Here is a 15,663-nt window from a genome sequence, read left to right as displayed (position 1 = left end):
CCAGGGGGTACGTCCGCTCCGCTCACGGCAGCACACCCGCCCGCCGCGCCGCCACCACGGCCTCCCCGCGGGTGTGCGCCCCGAGCCTCCGCATCGCCGAGCGCAGATACCCCTTCACCGTCTCCGGCCGCAGCCCCAGCCGCTCCGCCGCCACCGCGTTCGTCGCCCCCGCCGCCACACACGCCAGGACGTCCAGCTCCCGGGGCGCGAGTTCTACGTCCCCGGTGGCCGCCTCGGCTGTCAACAGGCCGCAGGCGTCGAGGAGTTCGGCCCGCAGCGCCGGGTCCGGGATGCGCGGGGCCAGCGCCCGCAGCGCCGCGTGTGCCTCCCGCACCTGCTCCCACACCGCGCTCGCCGCCGGATCGGGGGCCGGTGCCGGGCGCGCCGCGCTCAGCAGCTCCCGCACTTCCTCCCGCACCACCAGCGCCTGTTCCACGTCCCGCGCGGCCTCCATCGCCGCGCTCAGCATCCGGTCGCCGAGCGGCTGGGCGGTGCGCAGCGCGCCGTAGAGAACACCGCGCACCCGGCGGCGTACGACGACCGGGACCGCGAGGATCGCGCGCAGGCCCTCGGTGGCCACCGGGGCGTCGTACTCGTGGCTGATCTGGCGTGAGGCGGAGTAGTCCAGGACGGCGCACGGGCGGGCGAGGGCGACCGCCTTGCCGCCGAGACCGTTGCCCGAGGACACCGCGAGGGCGCGCAGGGACGGGGTCAACGTGCCGCTCAGCTCGCTGATGCGCATCTGCTGCCGGCCGGTCTCCACCAGGCCGCCGAAGGCGACCGGCAGCCCCGTACCGCGCCGGAGCCGTACCAGCGCCGACTGAATCTCCACCATCCCTGCCGCGTCCGTCGCCACCCGCTTGCCCCTTCATTGCGGCCGCCCTGCTGCACACACCCCCGTACGGGGGTAGTGAGACCCACATCACGGATTACACGATGTCAGAGAGCCGCCCGGCAATGGTCCGGTACCGCGGGAGTGAACTGGAAGGGTGCGCCGGCGCCGAGAGGTCGAGCGCGCGGAGGCCCGAAGGGCTGAGCACGGTCGGGCTCTCGACGCCGGCTGAGAGCACCCTGGAGGTGAACGACCCAAAAAAGCAAGGAGGACAGATGACGACGGCGAGTGAGTCGTTCCGTAGCGCGAGGGATTTTCTGCTGGCGCACCGTACGGACTATGCCACGGCCTACGAGGGTTTCTCCTGGCCCAGGCCCGAGCACTTCAACTGGGCGCTCGACTGGTTCGACGTCATCGCGGCCGGCAACGACCGCACCGCGCTGCACATCGTCGAGGAGGACGGCACCGAGGCCGCCCTGTCCTTCGCGGAGATGTCCGAGCGCTCCAACCGGGTCGCCAACTGGCTGCGCGCCCAGGGCGTCCGCGCCGAGGACCGGATCCTCGTCATGCTCGGCAACCAGACCGAGCTGTGGGAGACGGCGCTGGCCGCGATGAAGCTCGGCGCCGTCGTCATCCCGGCCACCCCGCTGCTGGGCCCCGCCGACCTGCGCGACCGGGTCGAACGCGGCCGGGTCCGGCAGGCGATCGTGCGCTCCGGGGACGTCGCCAAGTTCGACGAGGTGCCCGGGACTTACACGCGCATCGCGGTCGGCGGCGCGGTCGAGGGCTGGCGGACCTACGAGGACGCGTACGCCGCGTCGGCCGAGTTCACGCCGGACGCCCGGACCCTGGCCGACGACCCGCTGATGCTCTACTTCACCTCGGGTACGACCGCCCGCCCCAAGCTGGTCGAGCACACCCACACCTCGTACCCGATCGGCCATCTGGCCACCATGTACTGGATCGGCCTTCAGCCCGGCGACGTGCACCTCAACATCTCCTCGCCCGGCTGGGCCAAGCACGCCTGGTCCAACCTCTTCGCGCCCTGGAACGCGGAGGCGACCGTCTTCATCCACAACTACACGCGCTTCGACGCGGCCCGTCTGATGGCCGAGATGGACCGCGCGGGGGTCACCACCTTCTGCGCCCCGCCGACCGTCTGGCGCATGCTCATCCAGGCCGATCTGACCCAGCTGCGCACCCCGCCCCGCGAGGCGCTGGCGGCGGGGGAGCCCTTGAATCCCGAGGTCATCGAGCAGGTCCGGCGGGCCTGGGGCGTCACCATCCGGGACGGCTTCGGGCAGACGGAGACGGCCGTGCAGGTCTCCAACAGTCCCGGCCAGCCGTTGAAGACTGGTTCGATGGGGCGGCCGAGTCCGGGTTACCGGGTCGAGTTGCTGGACCCGGTGTCGGGTGCGCCGGGCGCGGCCGAGGGCGAGATCGCGCTCGACCTGTCCGACCCGCCGGTCGGCCTGATGACCGGCTACCACGGAGACCCGGACCGTACGGCGGAGGCGATGGCCGGCGGGTACTACCGCACCGGCGACATCGGCTCCCGCGACGAGGACGGCTACATCACCTACGTCGGCCGGTCCGACGACGTCTTCAAGGCCTCCGACTACAAGATCTCCCCGTTCGAGCTGGAGAGCGCCCTGCTGGAGCACGAGGCCGTGGCCGAGGCCGCCGTGGTGCCCGCGCCGGACGAGCTGCGCCTCGCCGTACCGAAGGCGTACGTCGTGCTCGCGGCGGGCTGGGAGCCGGGGCCCGACACCGCGAAGGTGCTGTTCGAGCACTCGCGGGACGTCCTCGCTCCGTACAAGCGCATCCGGCGGCTGGAGTTCGCCGACCTGCCCAAGACCGTCTCCGGCAAGATCCGCCGGATCGAACTGCGGGAGGCGACGGCCGCGGGGTCGGGCGCCGAGTACCGCGAGGAGGACTTCCGATGAACGCGCCGACGACCTCGCCGATGAACGCGCCGATGAACTCGTACAGCCATGGAACCAGCGGGACTTCACTCCTCGGCGACACCATCGGCGCCAACCTCGACCGGGCGGTCGCCGCGTGGCCCGACCGTGAGGCGCTCGTGGACGTGCCGTCCGGGCGGCGCTGGACGTACGGTCAATTCGCCGCGGACGTCGAGCAGTTGGCGTACGCGCTGCTCGCGAGCGGGGTGGCGAAGGGCGACCGGGTGGGGATCTGGGCGATCAACTGCCCGGAGTGGGTGCTCGTCCAGTACGCCACCGCCCGCATCGGCGCGGTCATGGTGAACATCAACCCGGCGTACCGCACCCACGAGGTCGAGTTCGTCCTCAAGCAGGCGGGGATCTCGGTCCTGTTCGCCTCGGCCAGCCACAAGACGAGTGACTACCGGGCGATGGTCGAGCAAGTGCGGCCCAAGTGCCCGGAGTTGCGGGATGCGGTGTACATCGGCGACCCGAGCTGGGACGCGCTGGTCGCCCGGGGCGCGGCTGACCGTTCGGCGGAACTACGGTCCCGAGAGGCCGAGTTGTCCTGCGACGACCCCATCAACATCCAGTACACCTCGGGCACGACGGGCTTCCCCAAGGGGGCGACCCTCTCCCACCACAACATCCTCAACAACGGTTATTTTGTAGGGGAGTTGATCGCGTATACCGAGCAGGACAGGATCTGTATCCCGGTCCCGTTCTACCACTGCTTCGGCATGGTCATGGGCAACCTCGCGGCCACTTCGCACGGAGCGTGCATCGTGATCCCGGCCCCGTCCTTCGACCCGACGGCGACCCTGAAGGCCGTCCAGCAGGAGCGCTGCACGTCCCTCTACGGCGTCCCCACCATGTTCATCGCGGAGTTGAACCTCCCCGACTTCGCGTCCTACGACCTCTCCTCCCTCCGCACCGGCATCATGGCGGGCTCGCCGTGCCCGGTCGAGGTGATGAAACGGGTGGTCGCCGAGATGCACATGGCGGAGGTCTCCATCTGCTACGGCATGACGGAGACGTCCCCGGTGTCGTTGCAGACGCGGATGGACGACGACCTGGAGCACCGCACCGGCACGGTCGGCCGCGTCCTCCCGCACCTGGAGGTCAAGGTCGTCGACCCGGCGACGGGGGTCACCCAACCCCGGGGCGCGGCTGGCGAGTTGTGCACCCGCGGCTACAGCGTGATGCTCGGCTACTGGAACGAGCCCGAGAAGACCGCCGAGGCGATCGACGCGGGGCGCTGGATGCACACGGGTGACCTAGCGATGATGCGCGAGGACGGCTACGTCGAGATCGTCGGCCGCATCAAGGACATGATCATCCGGGGCGGCGAGAACATCTACCCGCGCGAGATCGAGGAGTTCCTCTACACCCACCCGAAGGTCGCGGACGTCCAGGTGGTGGGGGTGCCGCATGAGCGCTACGGGGAGGAGGTCCTGGCATGCGTGATCCCACGCGACCCGGCGGATCCGCTGACGCTGGAGGAGCTGCGGGGGTTCTGCGAGGGCAGGTTGGCGCACTACAAGGTCCCGAGTCTGCTCCAGATCATGGACGCCTTTCCGATGACGGTGTCGGGGAAGGTACGGAAGATCGAGTTGCGGGAGCGGGCTGTTCGGGGGCGGTGAGGTGGGGGCAAGTGGGTGTAGGTGGGCCTTCGCGGGTGTTGTGGTGGGCCGGGCCGGGGCGGGGTGAGGGGTGCGGGGTGCGCCGGGGTGATGGGTTGCTGGGGTGTGGGGTGGCTTGGGCGTCCGGTCGGCCGGTGGCGTGTAAGGGGCGCTCGGCGGCGGGGGGCTGGTGCTCGGCTGAGCTGCTGTGACTCCGGGCGTCCGACGGCCTGGGATACGTCTGACGTGACGGTCTGCGGCGAGTCCAGCGACCTGCGGCGCGGCTTTGTGGCGACGTCCCGGAGCCGCAGCCGCAGCAATACGACGTCGGCGGCGGACGGCCTCCGGGGGTCCGCGTCATCGTCGCGTGGTCCGGTAGTCGCCCGCTGTCCGTCGTCCCGCGTCGGCCGTCACGAAGCAACCGCGACCGCTCAACTAGCTGTCCGCCGCGTCGAGTTGGCCGGCAAGGTCGCCCACCGCCCGCTGCCCTGCGTCACGAACGCACCCTGATCGCCATGAACCAGCCGTGACCACTCAACTAGCCTCCCGCCGTGGTGACTTGGTCGGGGAGGCCGTTCGTCGGCCGGGGCGTGCCCGTGAGGTCGAGTAGGACGGGCTGCGGCGAGGTCGGCGACTTGCGGTGCGTGTCCTCGCCGTACCGCCAGGCCGTCGTCGGCCGCAGCCACCGTCGCCCGTCGTCCGCCGTTACGAAGCGGCCGTGGTCGCCGTGCACCGGCCGCGACCGCCCAACTAACTCCCCGCCGCGTCGAGTTGATCAGCCAGCTCGTTCACCGGCTGGGGCGTCCCCGTGAGGTCGAGGACGAACAGGGGGATGCGGAGGGCGTCCGCGCGGGCTCGGGCGTCGTCTGCGTAGCCGGCGAGGGAGAAGTAGACGCATTCGGTGGACTCCGTCATGGCGGTCAGCCACAGGCACTCCACGTCGCGCAGTGAGGCCGGGCGCACGGTCGGGTCGACCTGCGCGAGGATGCCGCGGGCGGCGAGGCCGATGCCGGACGGGGGTCTCTGGTCGGCGCGGCGGATGTCCCGGTAGCCGAGCCAGCGCAGATAGAGCGCGGCGGCGGTGACCGCGTCGCGCGCGGTGCGGATCGTGACAGGCTGGAAAGCGGGGCGGCCCTCGACCTCGGCGCCGACCTTGGGGGGCCTCGCGGCGGGTTCCGACGTCGGTTCCGCGCCCGCGACCGGTATCCGCAGCAGGATCCCGCACGGGCAGCCCAGCTCCGGGTACGGCCACTCGTCCAGCCGGCCGCAGGCCGCGCAGCGGACCGCGATCCAGTCCTCGTCCCACACGCGGTGATTCACTACCGTGGCCACACCACGTTGGTCCAGCGGCGGAGCGACGGGGGCCCCGCACACACAGGGATACGACGGCGCGGCGTAGACGTGTTCTCGTCGGCACGCCGGACAGCGCACCGGCACGCTCTCGGACATGAGCCCCATAGTCCTCCTGAAAACCCCTGCTTGTCCGTCTCTTGACGGCCTTGGTCACCCCACTTACATTACTTCCAGATAGTAGAAGTTAGATTCCGCAATACGGAAACCGATGCGGAAGTCAGAAGCTCGCAAGGAGTTTTCACCGCGGGGCGCGCCGGTGAAGTGATTCCGACAGCCGAAGCAGGAGTACTCCATGGCTCGTATGACCGCTGCCCGCGCGGCAGTCGAGATCCTCAAGCGCGAGGGCGTCAGCGACGCGTTCGGTGTCCCGGGCGCGGCGATCAACCCCTTCTACGCCGCGCTCAAGGCCTCCGGCGGCATTCACCACACCCTCGCCCGCCATGTCGAGGGCGCCTCGCACATGGCGGAGGGCTACACCCGTACCAGCCCGGGCAACATCGGTGTCTGCATCGGCACCTCGGGCCCGGCCGGCACCGACATGATCACCGGCCTCTACTCCGCGATCGGCGACTCGATCCCGATCCTGTGCATCACGGGCCAGGCCCCGACCGCCGTGATCCACAAAGAGGACTTCCAGGCTGTGGACATCGCGTCGATCGCGGCCCCGGTGACGAAGATGGCGATCACGGTCCTGGAGGCGGCTCAGGTCCCCGGCGTCTTCCAGCAGGCCTTCCACCTGATGCGCTCCGGCCGCCCCGGCCCGGTCCTGATCGACCTCCCGATCGACGTGCAGCTCACGGAGATCGAGTTCGACCCGGAGACGTACGAGCCGCTCCAGGCCTACAAGCCCGCCGCGACCCGGGCCCAGATCGAGAAGGCGATCGGGATGCTGAACGCCTCCGAACGCCCGCTGATCGTCGCAGGAGGCGGTGTCATCAACGCGGACGCGGCCGAACTCCTCGTGGAATTCGCCGAGTTGACGGGTACCCCGGTCGTCCCGACCCTGATGGGCTGGGGCGTCCTGCCCGACGACCACGAACTGAACGCCGGCATGGTCGGCCTCCAGACCTCGCACCGCTACGGCAACGCGACCTTCCTGGAGTCCGACTTCGTCCTCGGCATCGGCAACCGCTGGGCCAACCGCCACACCGGCAAGCTGGACGTCTACACGGCAGGCCGCACGTTCGTTCACGTCGACATCGAACCCACCCAGATCGGCAAGATCTTCGCCCCCGACTACGGGATCGCGTCCGACGCGAAGGCGGCGCTGGAGCTGTTCGTGGAGGTGGCAAGGGAGTTGAAGGCGGCGGGCACCCTCCCCGACCGCTCGGTCTGGGCAGCATCGGCCCAGGAACGAAAGTCAACTCTCCAGCGCCGTACGCACTTCGACGACATCCCGATCAAACCCCAGCGTGTCTACGAGGAGATGAACAAGGCCTTCGGCCCGGAGACCCGGTACGTCTCCACGATCGGCCTCTCCCAGATCGCCGGCGCCCAGATGCTCCACGTCTACCGCCCCCGCCACTGGATCAACTGCGGCCAGGCAGGCCCCCTCGGCTGGACGATCCCGGCCGCTCTGGGCGTCGCCAAGGCCGACCCCGACGCGTCCGTGGTCGCCCTCTCCGGCGACTACGACTTCCAGTTCATGATCGAGGAACTGGCGGTCGGGGCACAGCACCGCATCCCGTACGTCCATGTCCTCGTGAACAACGCCTACTTGGGCCTCATCCGCCAGGCCCAGCTCGGCCTGGACATCAACTTCCAGGTCAACCTGGAATTTGAGAACATCAACTCCCCTGAGCTGGGCGTCTACGGCGTCGACCACGTCAAGGTCGTCGAAGGCCTCGGCTGCAAGGCCATCCGCGTCACCGACCCCACCGAACTGGGCACGGCCTTCGAACAGGCCAAGAAGCTCGCCGCGGAGTTCAGGGTCCCGGTCGTCGTAGAAGCCATCCTCGAACGAGTCACCAACATCGCGATGAGCAAGACGAACGACATCAGCGAGGTGGTGGAGTTCGAGGAGATCGCGACCGAGCCGGGCCACGCACCGACGTCGATAAGGAAGTTGAAGGTCTGAGACGCAGGGATAGAGATGAGGGGGCGGCCCATCCTGGGGGATGGGCCGCCCCTTTGTTTGTAGGCGCGAAGCGCCACAAACAGGGGCGCGGGGCTGTGTCAATGTGCGGCTCCGCCGCGTGGGCGCGACCAGCCACAAAACGACCCGCACTCCGCAACTAACAGAACCCGGCAGGACCTAAACGGCCCCACAAGTGAACCCACCCCCAGACCCCCCACCCCAGGCCCGCGGCAACCCCTCGTCCGCGCTCCCACCCCGCCCGATCAACCCCGCCGCCTCAGCAAAACGCGGCACAAGCGAGACCAACGCCTTGTCCCCGTACAGCGCAACCGCCAGCAGAACATCATCCGACGACACACCCTCCCGCCCGGCAGGCAACGGGAGTCGAACACGCAGGGACTTCAACAGCACGCGCGCAGCGCGAGTACGCCGAGGCGGAAACCTGCGCAGCAACCCCGCCGCCACAAGATCCCCACGCAACTCGCCGAGCGCCTCACCCACACCCCGCCGATCAGGCAACTCCCGCATCCCCGCGGGCCGGTAGAGCGCGGAGTGCACAGCCTTCGTAAGACGTGGAAGCGCCCCCACCCCCGCAGACACGCCCGACGTCCGCATCGTGCCGGGCCGCCCAGCCCGCACCTCACCCCGCAGATGCAAGGCAACCACCGCCACAGTCACCGCCGCACGAGAACCACCCCGCAGCAACGCGACCTCGTGAGGCTGGAGCCGGATCGTCGGATCACCGCTCATGACACCCCCTGATACGAGGCCCGCCGCCCCCGTGCCGGCGGGCCTCGTGCGACGAATGTGCCCGCGTTCAGGGGTGGTTGAAGCCTCGGCAGGGGGGTTCAGAGGTTTATTTGAGGTTCACTGATCGTGGTGCTCCGACAAGCCGGGCCAGTCCTCGGGCCCGCCGCCCTGCCAGTCGATCAGGTCGCTCTCCTCGACCTCGATCCGGTCCAGATCGGCGAGGCGCAGGATCTCGACGACGTCGTCCAGGTGCGAGGCGATACCGAGGGTCTCGTCACCGGTGGTGACCCGGCGGGAGCCGTCCAGCGCCGGGGGATGGACCACGATGTGCGGGTGTTCCGATGGGTGTGCCATGCCTTCAGGCTGCTGTGCCCACGGCGGATCCGCACCCGGAAACGCCGAAGAGCGCCGGATACGGGACTGTCCGTATCCGGCGCTCGTCGTGGTGGCCGTCCGACGGCGCGAGGCTGGGCGCGACAGGACGTTCGCGCCGCCGGACGGAGTCTGCGGTCTCGAAAAGGGGAGCCCTGGGGGCCTCCGCCTCCGTGAAAGCCTTCGGCTGGGACCGCGGCGGTCGCGACGGGACCGGGTGCTTCTTCCCTCAGGTCGAGAAGCAGCCCCTGGAACCTTCACCACCGCACTGGCTCGCTTTCCGCCGCGGTCCTGGCCCTGCCCGCGCGGTGCCGGTGACCACCCCTCATCCGGGTCGTCCGGCACGCACGGGCCGTCTGTTGAGTCTTCGGGTTCTTCGGCCCCGGATCAGTCCTCGCGCAGGGCGTGGACCGCCTCCTCCACGCGTCGGCCGTACTCGGGGTCGGCCGCGTGGAAATGGGCGAGGTTCTTCTCGATCACGTCGTCGCGGGAGACCTGGGCGAGGCCGCCGGCGATGTTCGCGACGAGTCGGGACCGCTCCTCGGGCGACATCAGGCGGTACAGCTCGCCCGCCTGGTAGAAGTCGTCGTCCTTGGTGTGCTGCGGGGCCTCGTGCGTGCCCGTGTAGCCGGTGACCGACAGGGGCGCCGACAGAGCGCGGCCGGTCTCGGTCGGGCCGTCGTAGGAGTTCGGCTCGTAGTTCTTCGCCGACCGGCCCTGGGAGTTGGACGCCATGAAGCCGTCCCGGCCGTAGTTCTGCGCCGTCGTCGCCTTCGGGGCGTTCACCGCGAGCAGGGTGTGGTTGACGCCCAGGCGGTAACGGTGTGCGTCCGCGTAGGCGAACAGGCGGCCCTGGAGCATCTTGTCGGGCGAAGGGCCGATGCCCGGCACGAAGTTGTTCGGGGAGAACGCGGCCTGCTCGACCTCGGCGAACACGTTGTCCGGGTTGCGGTCCAGGACCAGGCGGCCCACGCGCTGGAGCGGGTAGTCCCGGTGCGGCCACACCTTCGTGAGGTCGAACGGGTTGAAGCGGTACTCCGCCGCGTCCGCCGCCGGCATGAGCTGGACGTGCAGGGTCCAGGACGGGTTCACGCCCCGCTCGATGGCCTGAAGCAGGTCCGTCTGGTGGGAGTTGGGGTTCTTGCCCGCGAGCTCAGCAGCCTGGTCGGAAGACAGACTGCGCACGCCCTGGTTCGTCTTGAAGTGGTATTTGACGAAGAAGGCCTCGCCCTCCGCGTTCGTCCACTGATAGGTGTGCGATCCGTAGCCGTTCATGTGGCGGTACGACGCCGGGATGCCGCGGTCGCCCATCAGCCAGGTCACCTGGTGCGTGGCCTCGGGGCTGTGCGCCCAGAAGTCCCATACGTTGTCCGGCTCTTGACGGCCCGTGAAGGGGTCGCGCTTCTGCGAGTGGATGAAGTCCGGGAATTTTATGGGGTCCTTGATGAAGAACACCGGGGTGTTGTTCCCGACGAGGTCGTAATTCCCCTGCTCGGTATAGAACTTGACCGCGAAGCCGCGCGGGTCGCGCACCGCGTCCGCGCCGCCGAGCGAGTCGGCGACCGTGGAGAAGCGCAGGAAGACCTCGGTGCGCTTGCCGACCGTGTTCAGGAAGTCGGCGTGGGTGAAGCCGGTGATGTCGTCGGTGACCTCGAAGTAGCCGTACGCGCCGGAGCCCCGGGCGTGCACCACGCGCTCCGGGATGCGCTCGCGGTTGAACCGGGCGAGCTTCTCCAGCAGATGCTGGTCCTGGAGGAGGAGCGGGCCGCCGATGCCGGCGGAGGCGGAGTTCTGGTTGTCGGCGACCGGGGCGCCGGACTCGGTCGTGAGCACGCGCTTCGACATGGGGAGCATTCCTCGACAATTTGTTGAACTGGTGGGCATGGTTCCGGGCGGCGCCAACGCCTGGGCGCGACAGGACAGTTGTCAGCGATGGCGCCGCCCGGGGTCTGGGGGTGCTGGGCCGTGTCCGCAAAGTCCCTCCCCCACTGCCTTAAAGGCGTGGGAGGTGCCCCCAGCCCCGCGACGCCCGGCACGCACTCTCGCCGCACCGGACGCCGCGGGGCCCGCCCTTCGGGCGGACGACGGGACTTTGCGGACAAGACCTAAAGCTGCGCGCCCGACAGGCGCTCCACGGCGCGCAGCAGCGCCGAGTGGTCGAGGCCGCCGTCGCCCTGGGCGCGCAGCGATGCCACCAGCTGGGCCACCACGGCGCCCACGGGCAGCGCGGCGCCGACGTTGCGGGCCGCGTCCGTGACGATGCCCATGTCCTTGTGGTGCAGGTCGATCCGGAAGCCCGGCTTGAAGTCGCGGTTGAGGAAGTTGTCCTTCTTCCGCGTCAGCACGGTGGAGCCCGCGAGCCCGCCGCCCAGGACGTCGAGGGCCGCCGCCAGGTCCACGCCCGACTTCTCCAGGAAGACCACGGCCTCCGCGCACGCCTGGATGTTCACGGCGACGATCAGCTGGTTGGCGGCCTTCACGGTCTGGCCCGAGCCGTGCGGACCGCACAGCACGATGGTCCGGCCGAGCGCGTCGAAGATCGGCTCGGCCTCCTCGAAGTCGGACTGTCCGCCGCCGACCATGATGGACAGCACGGCCTCGATCGCACCGGCCTCGCCGCCGGAGACGGGAGCGTCCAGGACCCGAACTCCCTTTTCTGCGGCGGCCTTTGCCAGGTCCACCGAGGTCTGCGGGGTGATCGACGACATGTCGATCAGGAGGGTGCCGGCCCGGGCGTTCTCCAGGATGCCGTCCGGGCCGTAGGCGATGGCCTCGACCTGCGGGGACGCGGGCACCATGGTGATCACCACGTCGGCGTCCCGCACGGCCTCGGCGATGGAGCCGGCCGCGGTGCCACCGGCGGCGGTCAGGCGGTCCAACTTGTCCTGTTCCAGGGTGAATCCGGTGACGTCGTAGCCCGCCTTGATCAGGTTCTCGGACATGGGGGAGCCCATGATGCCGAGGCCTATCCAGGCGATCTTGGGGAGATTGCTCATGGGGTGCCTCTCTAACTGCTCAGCAAAGTCGGGGGAGTTCAGCGCGCCGTGCGCGGGAGCCAGTCGAAGGCCTCGGCGCTCGGGCGGTCGCCGGGCTTGTACTCCAGGCCCACCCAGCCGTCGTAGCCGCTCTTCCGCAGCTGGTCGAGGAGGTCTTCGAGCGGGAGTGTGCCGGTGCCGGGGGCGCCGCGGCCCGGGTTGTCCGCGATCTGCACATGGCCGGTCTTCGCCGTGAACTGCTCGATCACGGACGGGAGTTCCTCGCCGTTCATGGACAGGTGGTAGAGGTCCATGAGGAAGCGCGCGTTGCCGAGGCCGGTTGCGTCGTTGACCTTGTCGACGATTCCCACGGCGGCGGGCGCGCTGACGAGCGGGTACAGCGGCGACTCGGGCTTGTTCAGGGCCTCGATCAGCAGGACCGCGCCGATCCGGTCGGCGGCGCGGGCCGCGAGGACCAGGTTCTCCAGGGCGAGCGCGTCCTGCTCGGCCGGGTCCACGCCTGCGACGCGGTTGCCGTAGAGCGCGTTGAGGGCCGTGGCGCCGAGCGAATGGGCGAAGTCGGCGGCCACGTCGATGTTCGCGCGGAACCTCTCCGACTCCTCGCCGGGGATCGACAGGGCGCCGCGGTCCGGGCCCGGGAGCCGGCCGGTGTAGAAGTTCAGGCCGGTCAGCTGGACGCCGGCGTCCTCCAACGCCCGCTTGAGCACGTCCAGTTGGGACTGCTCGGGGGTGGGGGAGTCGACCCAGGGCCACCACAGCTCGACCGCGGTGAAGCCGGCCGCGGCGGCGGCCGCGGGGCGTTCCAGGAGCGGGAGCTCGGTGAAGAGGATCGACAGGTTGACGTTGAAGCGCTGGTCTTCGAATCCCATGGGGGCCGCGCTCCCTTCCGTGTCGAGAGTCAGTGTCGTAATTCCGTATTACGGAAGTTCGTTTCTGCTTAATGGAAGATTGCCGTCGGGTGTCGGAGCTTGTCAAGAGGGCTCGGCGGAAAACGGCACCGCGCGTTAGGTTGTGCGCGTGCGATTGCGAGTGGAGTTCACGACAGAGCCCTTCGATCTCGACGAGGCACCCGCGCATGCGCTGGTGGCCCGGGAGGTCATCGAGGCTGCGGAGCTGGACGCCGTGGACGTCGGGCCGTTCGGCAACACGGCCGAGGGTGGTACCGACGCGGTGCTCACCGCCGTCGACGCGCTGCTGCGCCGGACCCTGGAGGCCGGCGCCACCCGGGTCTCGCTCCAGCTCAACGTGATCGGCGAGGGCGACCGGTGACCGGTGTCGCGGACGAGCCGTTCATCACGGCCGTGAAGCCGCTGGTCGACGCCATGGGCGGCGAGATGCTCCCGCCCGACGAGGCCGGCCCCGACGACGTCGTGCTCGCCTGGGAGGGCGCCGACGTGGTCGCCGTACGCCTGCCGCAGCTCGCGGACTCGCTGGACCACATCCTGGCCGCCATGGAACGCAAGAAGGGCAAGCCCCTCGCGGACCTCGACCGCAAGGCCAAGCAGGAGGTCGTACGGATACTGGAGGCGCGCGGCGCCTTCTCCGTACGGCATGGCGTGGAGACCGTGGCGAGCGCCCTCGGCGTCAGCCGGTTCACCGTGTACAACTACCTGAACCGGGAGAAAGAGGCCTGAGCGGGCCCTTCAGGAGACTCCGGGGGCTTTGTTACCCGGAATTTTCAACAAAGTGTTGACGTGGTGTTTCGCAAGGCGTTAGCTACTGGGCAGCCCGTTCAGCACAAGGCCACGGAGGCCCCGTGACTTCGACTTCCATGCCGCCGGGGCTCGTCCGGTTCAACGTTCTGGAGGAGCACGCGGCCTTCGCCGCGCTCCTCGACGCGTGTGCCTCCACGGCGTGGGCGCGGCGGCTGCTCGCCGCCCGTCCGTACGCCGGTCCCGAGGACCTGTACGCCGCGAGCGACTCCGCGATGGCGGAGCTGACCGCCGACGACCTGGCCGAGGCGATGGCCGGTCACCCGCCGATCGGCCGGCCCAAGCCCGGCGACCCCACCTCCGCCCGCGAGCAGCGCGGCATGGCGGGTGCCTCCGAGGACCTCAGGGCGGAGATGCTCGACCTCAACCTGGCGTACCAGGAGAAGTTCGGCCATGTCTTCCTGATCTGTGCCACCGGCCGCACCGGCGAGCAGATGCGCGACGCGGTCAGGGAACGGATCGGCAACGCGCCGGAGCGGGAACGCGAGATCGTCCGCACCGAGTTGGGCAAGATCAACTGCATCCGGCTCGCCCGCATCGTCGAAGAGGAAGCCCGCGCATGAGCACCAGCACCACCGCCTCGGTGTCCACGCACATCCTGGACACCAGCGTCGGCCGCCCCGCCGAGGGCGTCGCCGTCCAACTCGCCGCGCGCAGCGGCCCGTTGGAGGAGTGGCAGCCGCTCGGAGGTTCGGCCACCGACGCGGACGGCCGGTGCAAGGACCTTCCCGCGCTGCCGGAGGGCACCACACACGTACGGCTCGACTTCGCCGTGGAGCCGTATTTCGAAAAGAAGCAAGCCGATGCGCAGCAGGACGCCCCCGCGAATCGGGACAGCGGTGCGACCGGAGTGTTCTTTCCCGAGGTGGCGATCACCTTCGCCGTGAAGCCCGGCGAGCACTACCACGTACCGCTGCTGCTCAACCCGTTCGGCTACTCCGTATACCGAGGGAGCTAGCAGACACATGCCTACGATCCTGGGACAGAACCAGTACGGCAAGGCCGAGAACCGAGTCGTCAAGATCACGCGGGACGGCGCCACCCACCACATCAAGGACCTCAACGTGTCCGTGTCGCTGAGCGGCGACATGGACGAGGTCCACTACTCCGGCTCGAACGCCAACGTGCTGCCGACCGACACCACCAAGAACACGGTGTACGCGTTCGCCAAGGAGCACGGCATCGAGTCCGCCGAGCAGTTCGGCATCCACCTCGCCCGGCACTTCGTGACCAGCCAGGAGCCGATCAAGACCGCGCGCATCCGCATCGAGGAGTACTCCTGGGAGCGGATCGACACCTCCGACGCCAACTCCCAGTTCATCGGCGCCGACGAGGTCAAGCACTCCTTCGTCCGCAAGGGCCAGGAGACCCGGGTCACCCAGATCACCTACGACGGTGAGAACTGGGAGGTCATATCCGGCCTCAAGGACCTCGTCGTGATGAACTCGACCAACTCCGAGTTCTGGGGCTACGTCAAGGACAAGTACACGACCCTCCCCGAGGCCTACGACCGCATCCTGGCCACCCAGGTCTCCGCCCGCTGGCGCTTCAACTGGTCCGACGACGAGCAGAAGATGCCGAGTTGGGAGAAGTCCTACGAGCAGGTGAGGAAGCACATGCTCCAGGCCTTCGCGGAGACGTACTCGCTGTCGCTCCAGCAGACCCTGTACCAGATGGGTTCGCGGATCATCAACAACCGCGGCGAGATAGACGAGGTGCGGTTCTCCCTCCCCAACAAGCACCATTTCCTTGTGGACTTGGAGCCGTTCGGTCTGAAGAACGCCACCGAAGACGGTGCTGTGTACTTCGCCGCCGATCGTCCTTATGGGCTGATCGAGGCGACGGTCCTGCGGGACGGCTGCGAGCCGAAGATCCCGGTGGATCTCACCAACCTCTGAGCAACTCCCGCTCCACCGGCTCCTTCTGCGGCACCCGTGGCCCGCCCGTCCCGTGCGGGCCGCGGTACTCAAATCCCCGGGTCCTGCCGTGCCCATTCCATACAGCGA

16 protein-coding genes are annotated in these 15,663 nt (G+C 69.1%); 8 read left to right on the top strand and 8 right to left on the bottom strand.

The window, feature by feature from the left end:
• Positions 1–22: 22 nt before the first annotated feature.
• The gene (locus ACGFY9_RS27325; RefSeq protein WP_393758346.1) at positions 23–835 is read right to left on the bottom strand and encodes a response regulator transcription factor; all 813 of its coding nucleotides are present in this window, start codon (positions 833–835) and stop codon (positions 23–25) included.
• Positions 836–1,107: 272 nt separating this feature from the next.
• On the opposite strand from ACGFY9_RS27325, the gene ACGFY9_RS27320 reads away from it, so the two are divergent.
• Together ACGFY9_RS27320 and ACGFY9_RS27315 are read left to right on the top strand one after the other, a co-directional pair.
• Complete coding sequence (locus ACGFY9_RS27320) at positions 1,108–2,778, top strand: AMP-binding protein (protein ID WP_393758344.1); 1,671 nt, start codon at positions 1,108–1,110, stop codon at positions 2,776–2,778.
• Between the two features lie 32 nt (positions 2,779–2,810).
• Positions 2,811–4,418, top strand: coding sequence for an AMP-binding protein (locus tag ACGFY9_RS27315; protein ID WP_393758505.1), 1,608 nt, complete (start codon positions 2,811–2,813; stop codon positions 4,416–4,418).
• A gap of 517 nt (positions 4,419–4,935) precedes the next feature.
• Here the strand turns inward: ACGFY9_RS27315 and ACGFY9_RS27310 are convergent.
• On the bottom strand, positions 4,936–5,130 hold the full coding sequence (locus tag ACGFY9_RS27310) for a hypothetical protein (protein WP_393758342.1): 195 nt from the start codon (positions 5,128–5,130) through the stop codon (positions 4,936–4,938).
• A gap of 17 nt (positions 5,131–5,147) precedes the next feature.
• Positions 5,148–5,855, bottom strand: a complete 708-nt coding sequence (locus tag ACGFY9_RS27305; RefSeq protein ID WP_393758340.1) for a hypothetical protein — start codon at positions 5,853–5,855, stop codon at positions 5,148–5,150.
• Between the two features lie 187 nt (positions 5,856–6,042).
• Here ACGFY9_RS27305 and gcl point away from each other — a divergent pair, with 187 nt between their 5' ends.
• Positions 6,043–7,827 (top strand): glyoxylate carboligase, encoded by a 1,785-nt coding sequence (gcl, locus tag ACGFY9_RS27300; RefSeq protein ID WP_393758338.1) that lies wholly within the window; start codon positions 6,043–6,045, stop codon positions 7,825–7,827.
• A gap of 177 nt (positions 7,828–8,004) precedes the next feature.
• Here the strand turns inward: gcl and ACGFY9_RS27295 are convergent, their stop codons facing one another.
• The 5 genes from ACGFY9_RS27295 to ACGFY9_RS27275 all read right to left on the bottom strand — a co-directional run bounded on the left by ACGFY9_RS27295 (position 8,005) and on the right by ACGFY9_RS27275 (position 12,814).
• Positions 8,005–8,577, bottom strand: coding sequence for a TIGR04222 domain-containing membrane protein (locus ACGFY9_RS27295; RefSeq protein ID WP_393758336.1), 573 nt, complete (start codon positions 8,575–8,577; stop codon positions 8,005–8,007).
• Positions 8,578–8,694: 117 nt separating this feature from the next.
• Positions 8,695–8,931 carry a hypothetical protein gene (locus tag ACGFY9_RS27290; protein WP_365307205.1) on the bottom strand — a complete coding sequence of 79 codons (237 nt, stop codon included), beginning with the start codon at positions 8,929–8,931 and terminating at the stop codon, positions 8,695–8,697.
• A 405-nt stretch (positions 8,932–9,336) separates the two neighbouring features.
• On the bottom strand, positions 9,337–10,794 hold the full coding sequence (locus ACGFY9_RS27285) for a catalase (protein WP_393758334.1): 1,458 nt from the start codon (positions 10,792–10,794) through the stop codon (positions 9,337–9,339).
• A gap of 260 nt (positions 10,795–11,054) precedes the next feature.
• Positions 11,055–11,945, bottom strand: a complete 891-nt coding sequence (locus ACGFY9_RS27280) for a 2-hydroxy-3-oxopropionate reductase (protein WP_393758332.1) — start codon at positions 11,943–11,945, stop codon at positions 11,055–11,057.
• 38 nt (positions 11,946–11,983) lie between these two features.
• Positions 11,984–12,814 (bottom strand): TIM barrel protein, encoded by an 831-nt coding sequence (locus ACGFY9_RS27275; RefSeq protein ID WP_393758330.1) that lies wholly within the window; start codon positions 12,812–12,814, stop codon positions 11,984–11,986.
• 148 nt (positions 12,815–12,962) lie between these two features.
• Here ACGFY9_RS27275 and ACGFY9_RS27270 point away from each other — a divergent pair, with 148 nt between their 5' ends.
• The 5 genes from ACGFY9_RS27270 (at position 12,963) to pucL (ending at position 15,555) form a co-directional block, all read left to right on the top strand.
• Positions 12,963–13,214, top strand: a complete 252-nt coding sequence (locus tag ACGFY9_RS27270) for a hypothetical protein (protein WP_033279483.1) — start codon at positions 12,963–12,965, stop codon at positions 13,212–13,214.
• Positions 13,211–13,579: a helix-turn-helix domain-containing protein gene (locus tag ACGFY9_RS27265; protein ID WP_393758329.1), complete on the top strand. Its 369-nt coding sequence runs from the start codon at positions 13,211–13,213 to the stop codon at positions 13,577–13,579. The genes ACGFY9_RS27270 and ACGFY9_RS27265 overlap by 4 nt, the downstream gene beginning before the upstream one ends.
• Positions 13,580–13,701: 122 nt before the next feature.
• Positions 13,702–14,220, top strand: a complete 519-nt coding sequence (gene uraD / locus ACGFY9_RS27260) for a 2-oxo-4-hydroxy-4-carboxy-5-ureidoimidazoline decarboxylase (protein WP_393758327.1) — start codon at positions 13,702–13,704, stop codon at positions 14,218–14,220.
• Entirely contained in the window at positions 14,217–14,615 is a 399-nt protein-coding gene (gene uraH, locus ACGFY9_RS27255; protein WP_393758325.1) for a hydroxyisourate hydrolase, read from the top strand. The genes uraD and uraH overlap by 4 nt, the downstream gene beginning before the upstream one ends.
• A gap of 7 nt (positions 14,616–14,622) precedes the next feature.
• Positions 14,623–15,555: a factor-independent urate hydroxylase gene (gene pucL / locus ACGFY9_RS27250; protein ID WP_393758323.1), complete on the top strand. Its 933-nt coding sequence runs from the start codon at positions 14,623–14,625 to the stop codon at positions 15,553–15,555.
• The last annotated feature ends 108 nt before the right edge of the window (positions 15,556–15,663 follow it).

This window comes from Streptomyces sp. NPDC048504, from assembly GCF_043200035.1.
GTDB lineage: Bacteria > Actinomycetota > Actinomycetes > Streptomycetales > Streptomycetaceae > Streptomyces.
This window is presented reverse-complemented; position numbering and strand designations above follow the sequence as displayed.

What these genes read in the sequence shown, in the direction of transcription:
- gcl (WP_393758338.1), top strand. Translation starts at nt 6,043, where the DNA reads ATGGCTCGTATGACCGCTGCCCGCGCGGCAGTCGAGATCCTCAAGCGC.
- ACGFY9_RS27280 (WP_393758332.1), bottom strand. Translation starts at nt 11,945, where the DNA reads ATGAGCAATCTCCCCAAGATCGCCTGGATAGGCCTCGGCATCATGGGC.
- pucL (WP_393758323.1), top strand. Translation starts at nt 14,623, where the DNA reads ATGCCTACGATCCTGGGACAGAACCAGTACGGCAAGGCCGAGAACCGA.
- ACGFY9_RS27295 (WP_393758336.1), bottom strand. Translation starts at nt 8,577, where the DNA reads ATGAGCGGTGATCCGACGATCCGGCTCCAGCCTCACGAGGTCGCGTTG.
- ACGFY9_RS27320 (WP_393758344.1), top strand. Translation starts at nt 1,108, where the DNA reads ATGACGACGGCGAGTGAGTCGTTCCGTAGCGCGAGGGATTTTCTGCTG.
- ACGFY9_RS27315 (WP_393758505.1), top strand. Translation starts at nt 2,811, where the DNA reads ATGAACTCGTACAGCCATGGAACCAGCGGGACTTCACTCCTCGGCGAC.
- uraH (WP_393758325.1), top strand. Translation starts at nt 14,217, where the DNA reads ATGAGCACCAGCACCACCGCCTCGGTGTCCACGCACATCCTGGACACC.
- ACGFY9_RS27305 (WP_393758340.1), bottom strand. Translation starts at nt 5,855, where the DNA reads ATGGGGCTCATGTCCGAGAGCGTGCCGGTGCGCTGTCCGGCGTGCCGA.
- ACGFY9_RS27325 (WP_393758346.1), bottom strand. Translation starts at nt 835, where the DNA reads ATGGTGGAGATTCAGTCGGCGCTGGTACGGCTCCGGCGCGGTACGGGG.
- ACGFY9_RS27290 (WP_365307205.1), bottom strand. Translation starts at nt 8,931, where the DNA reads ATGGCACACCCATCGGAACACCCGCACATCGTGGTCCATCCCCCGGCG.
- ACGFY9_RS27275 (WP_393758330.1), bottom strand. Translation starts at nt 12,814, where the DNA reads ATGGGATTCGAAGACCAGCGCTTCAACGTCAACCTGTCGATCCTCTTC.
- ACGFY9_RS27285 (WP_393758334.1), bottom strand. Translation starts at nt 10,794, where the DNA reads ATGTCGAAGCGCGTGCTCACGACCGAGTCCGGCGCCCCGGTCGCCGAC.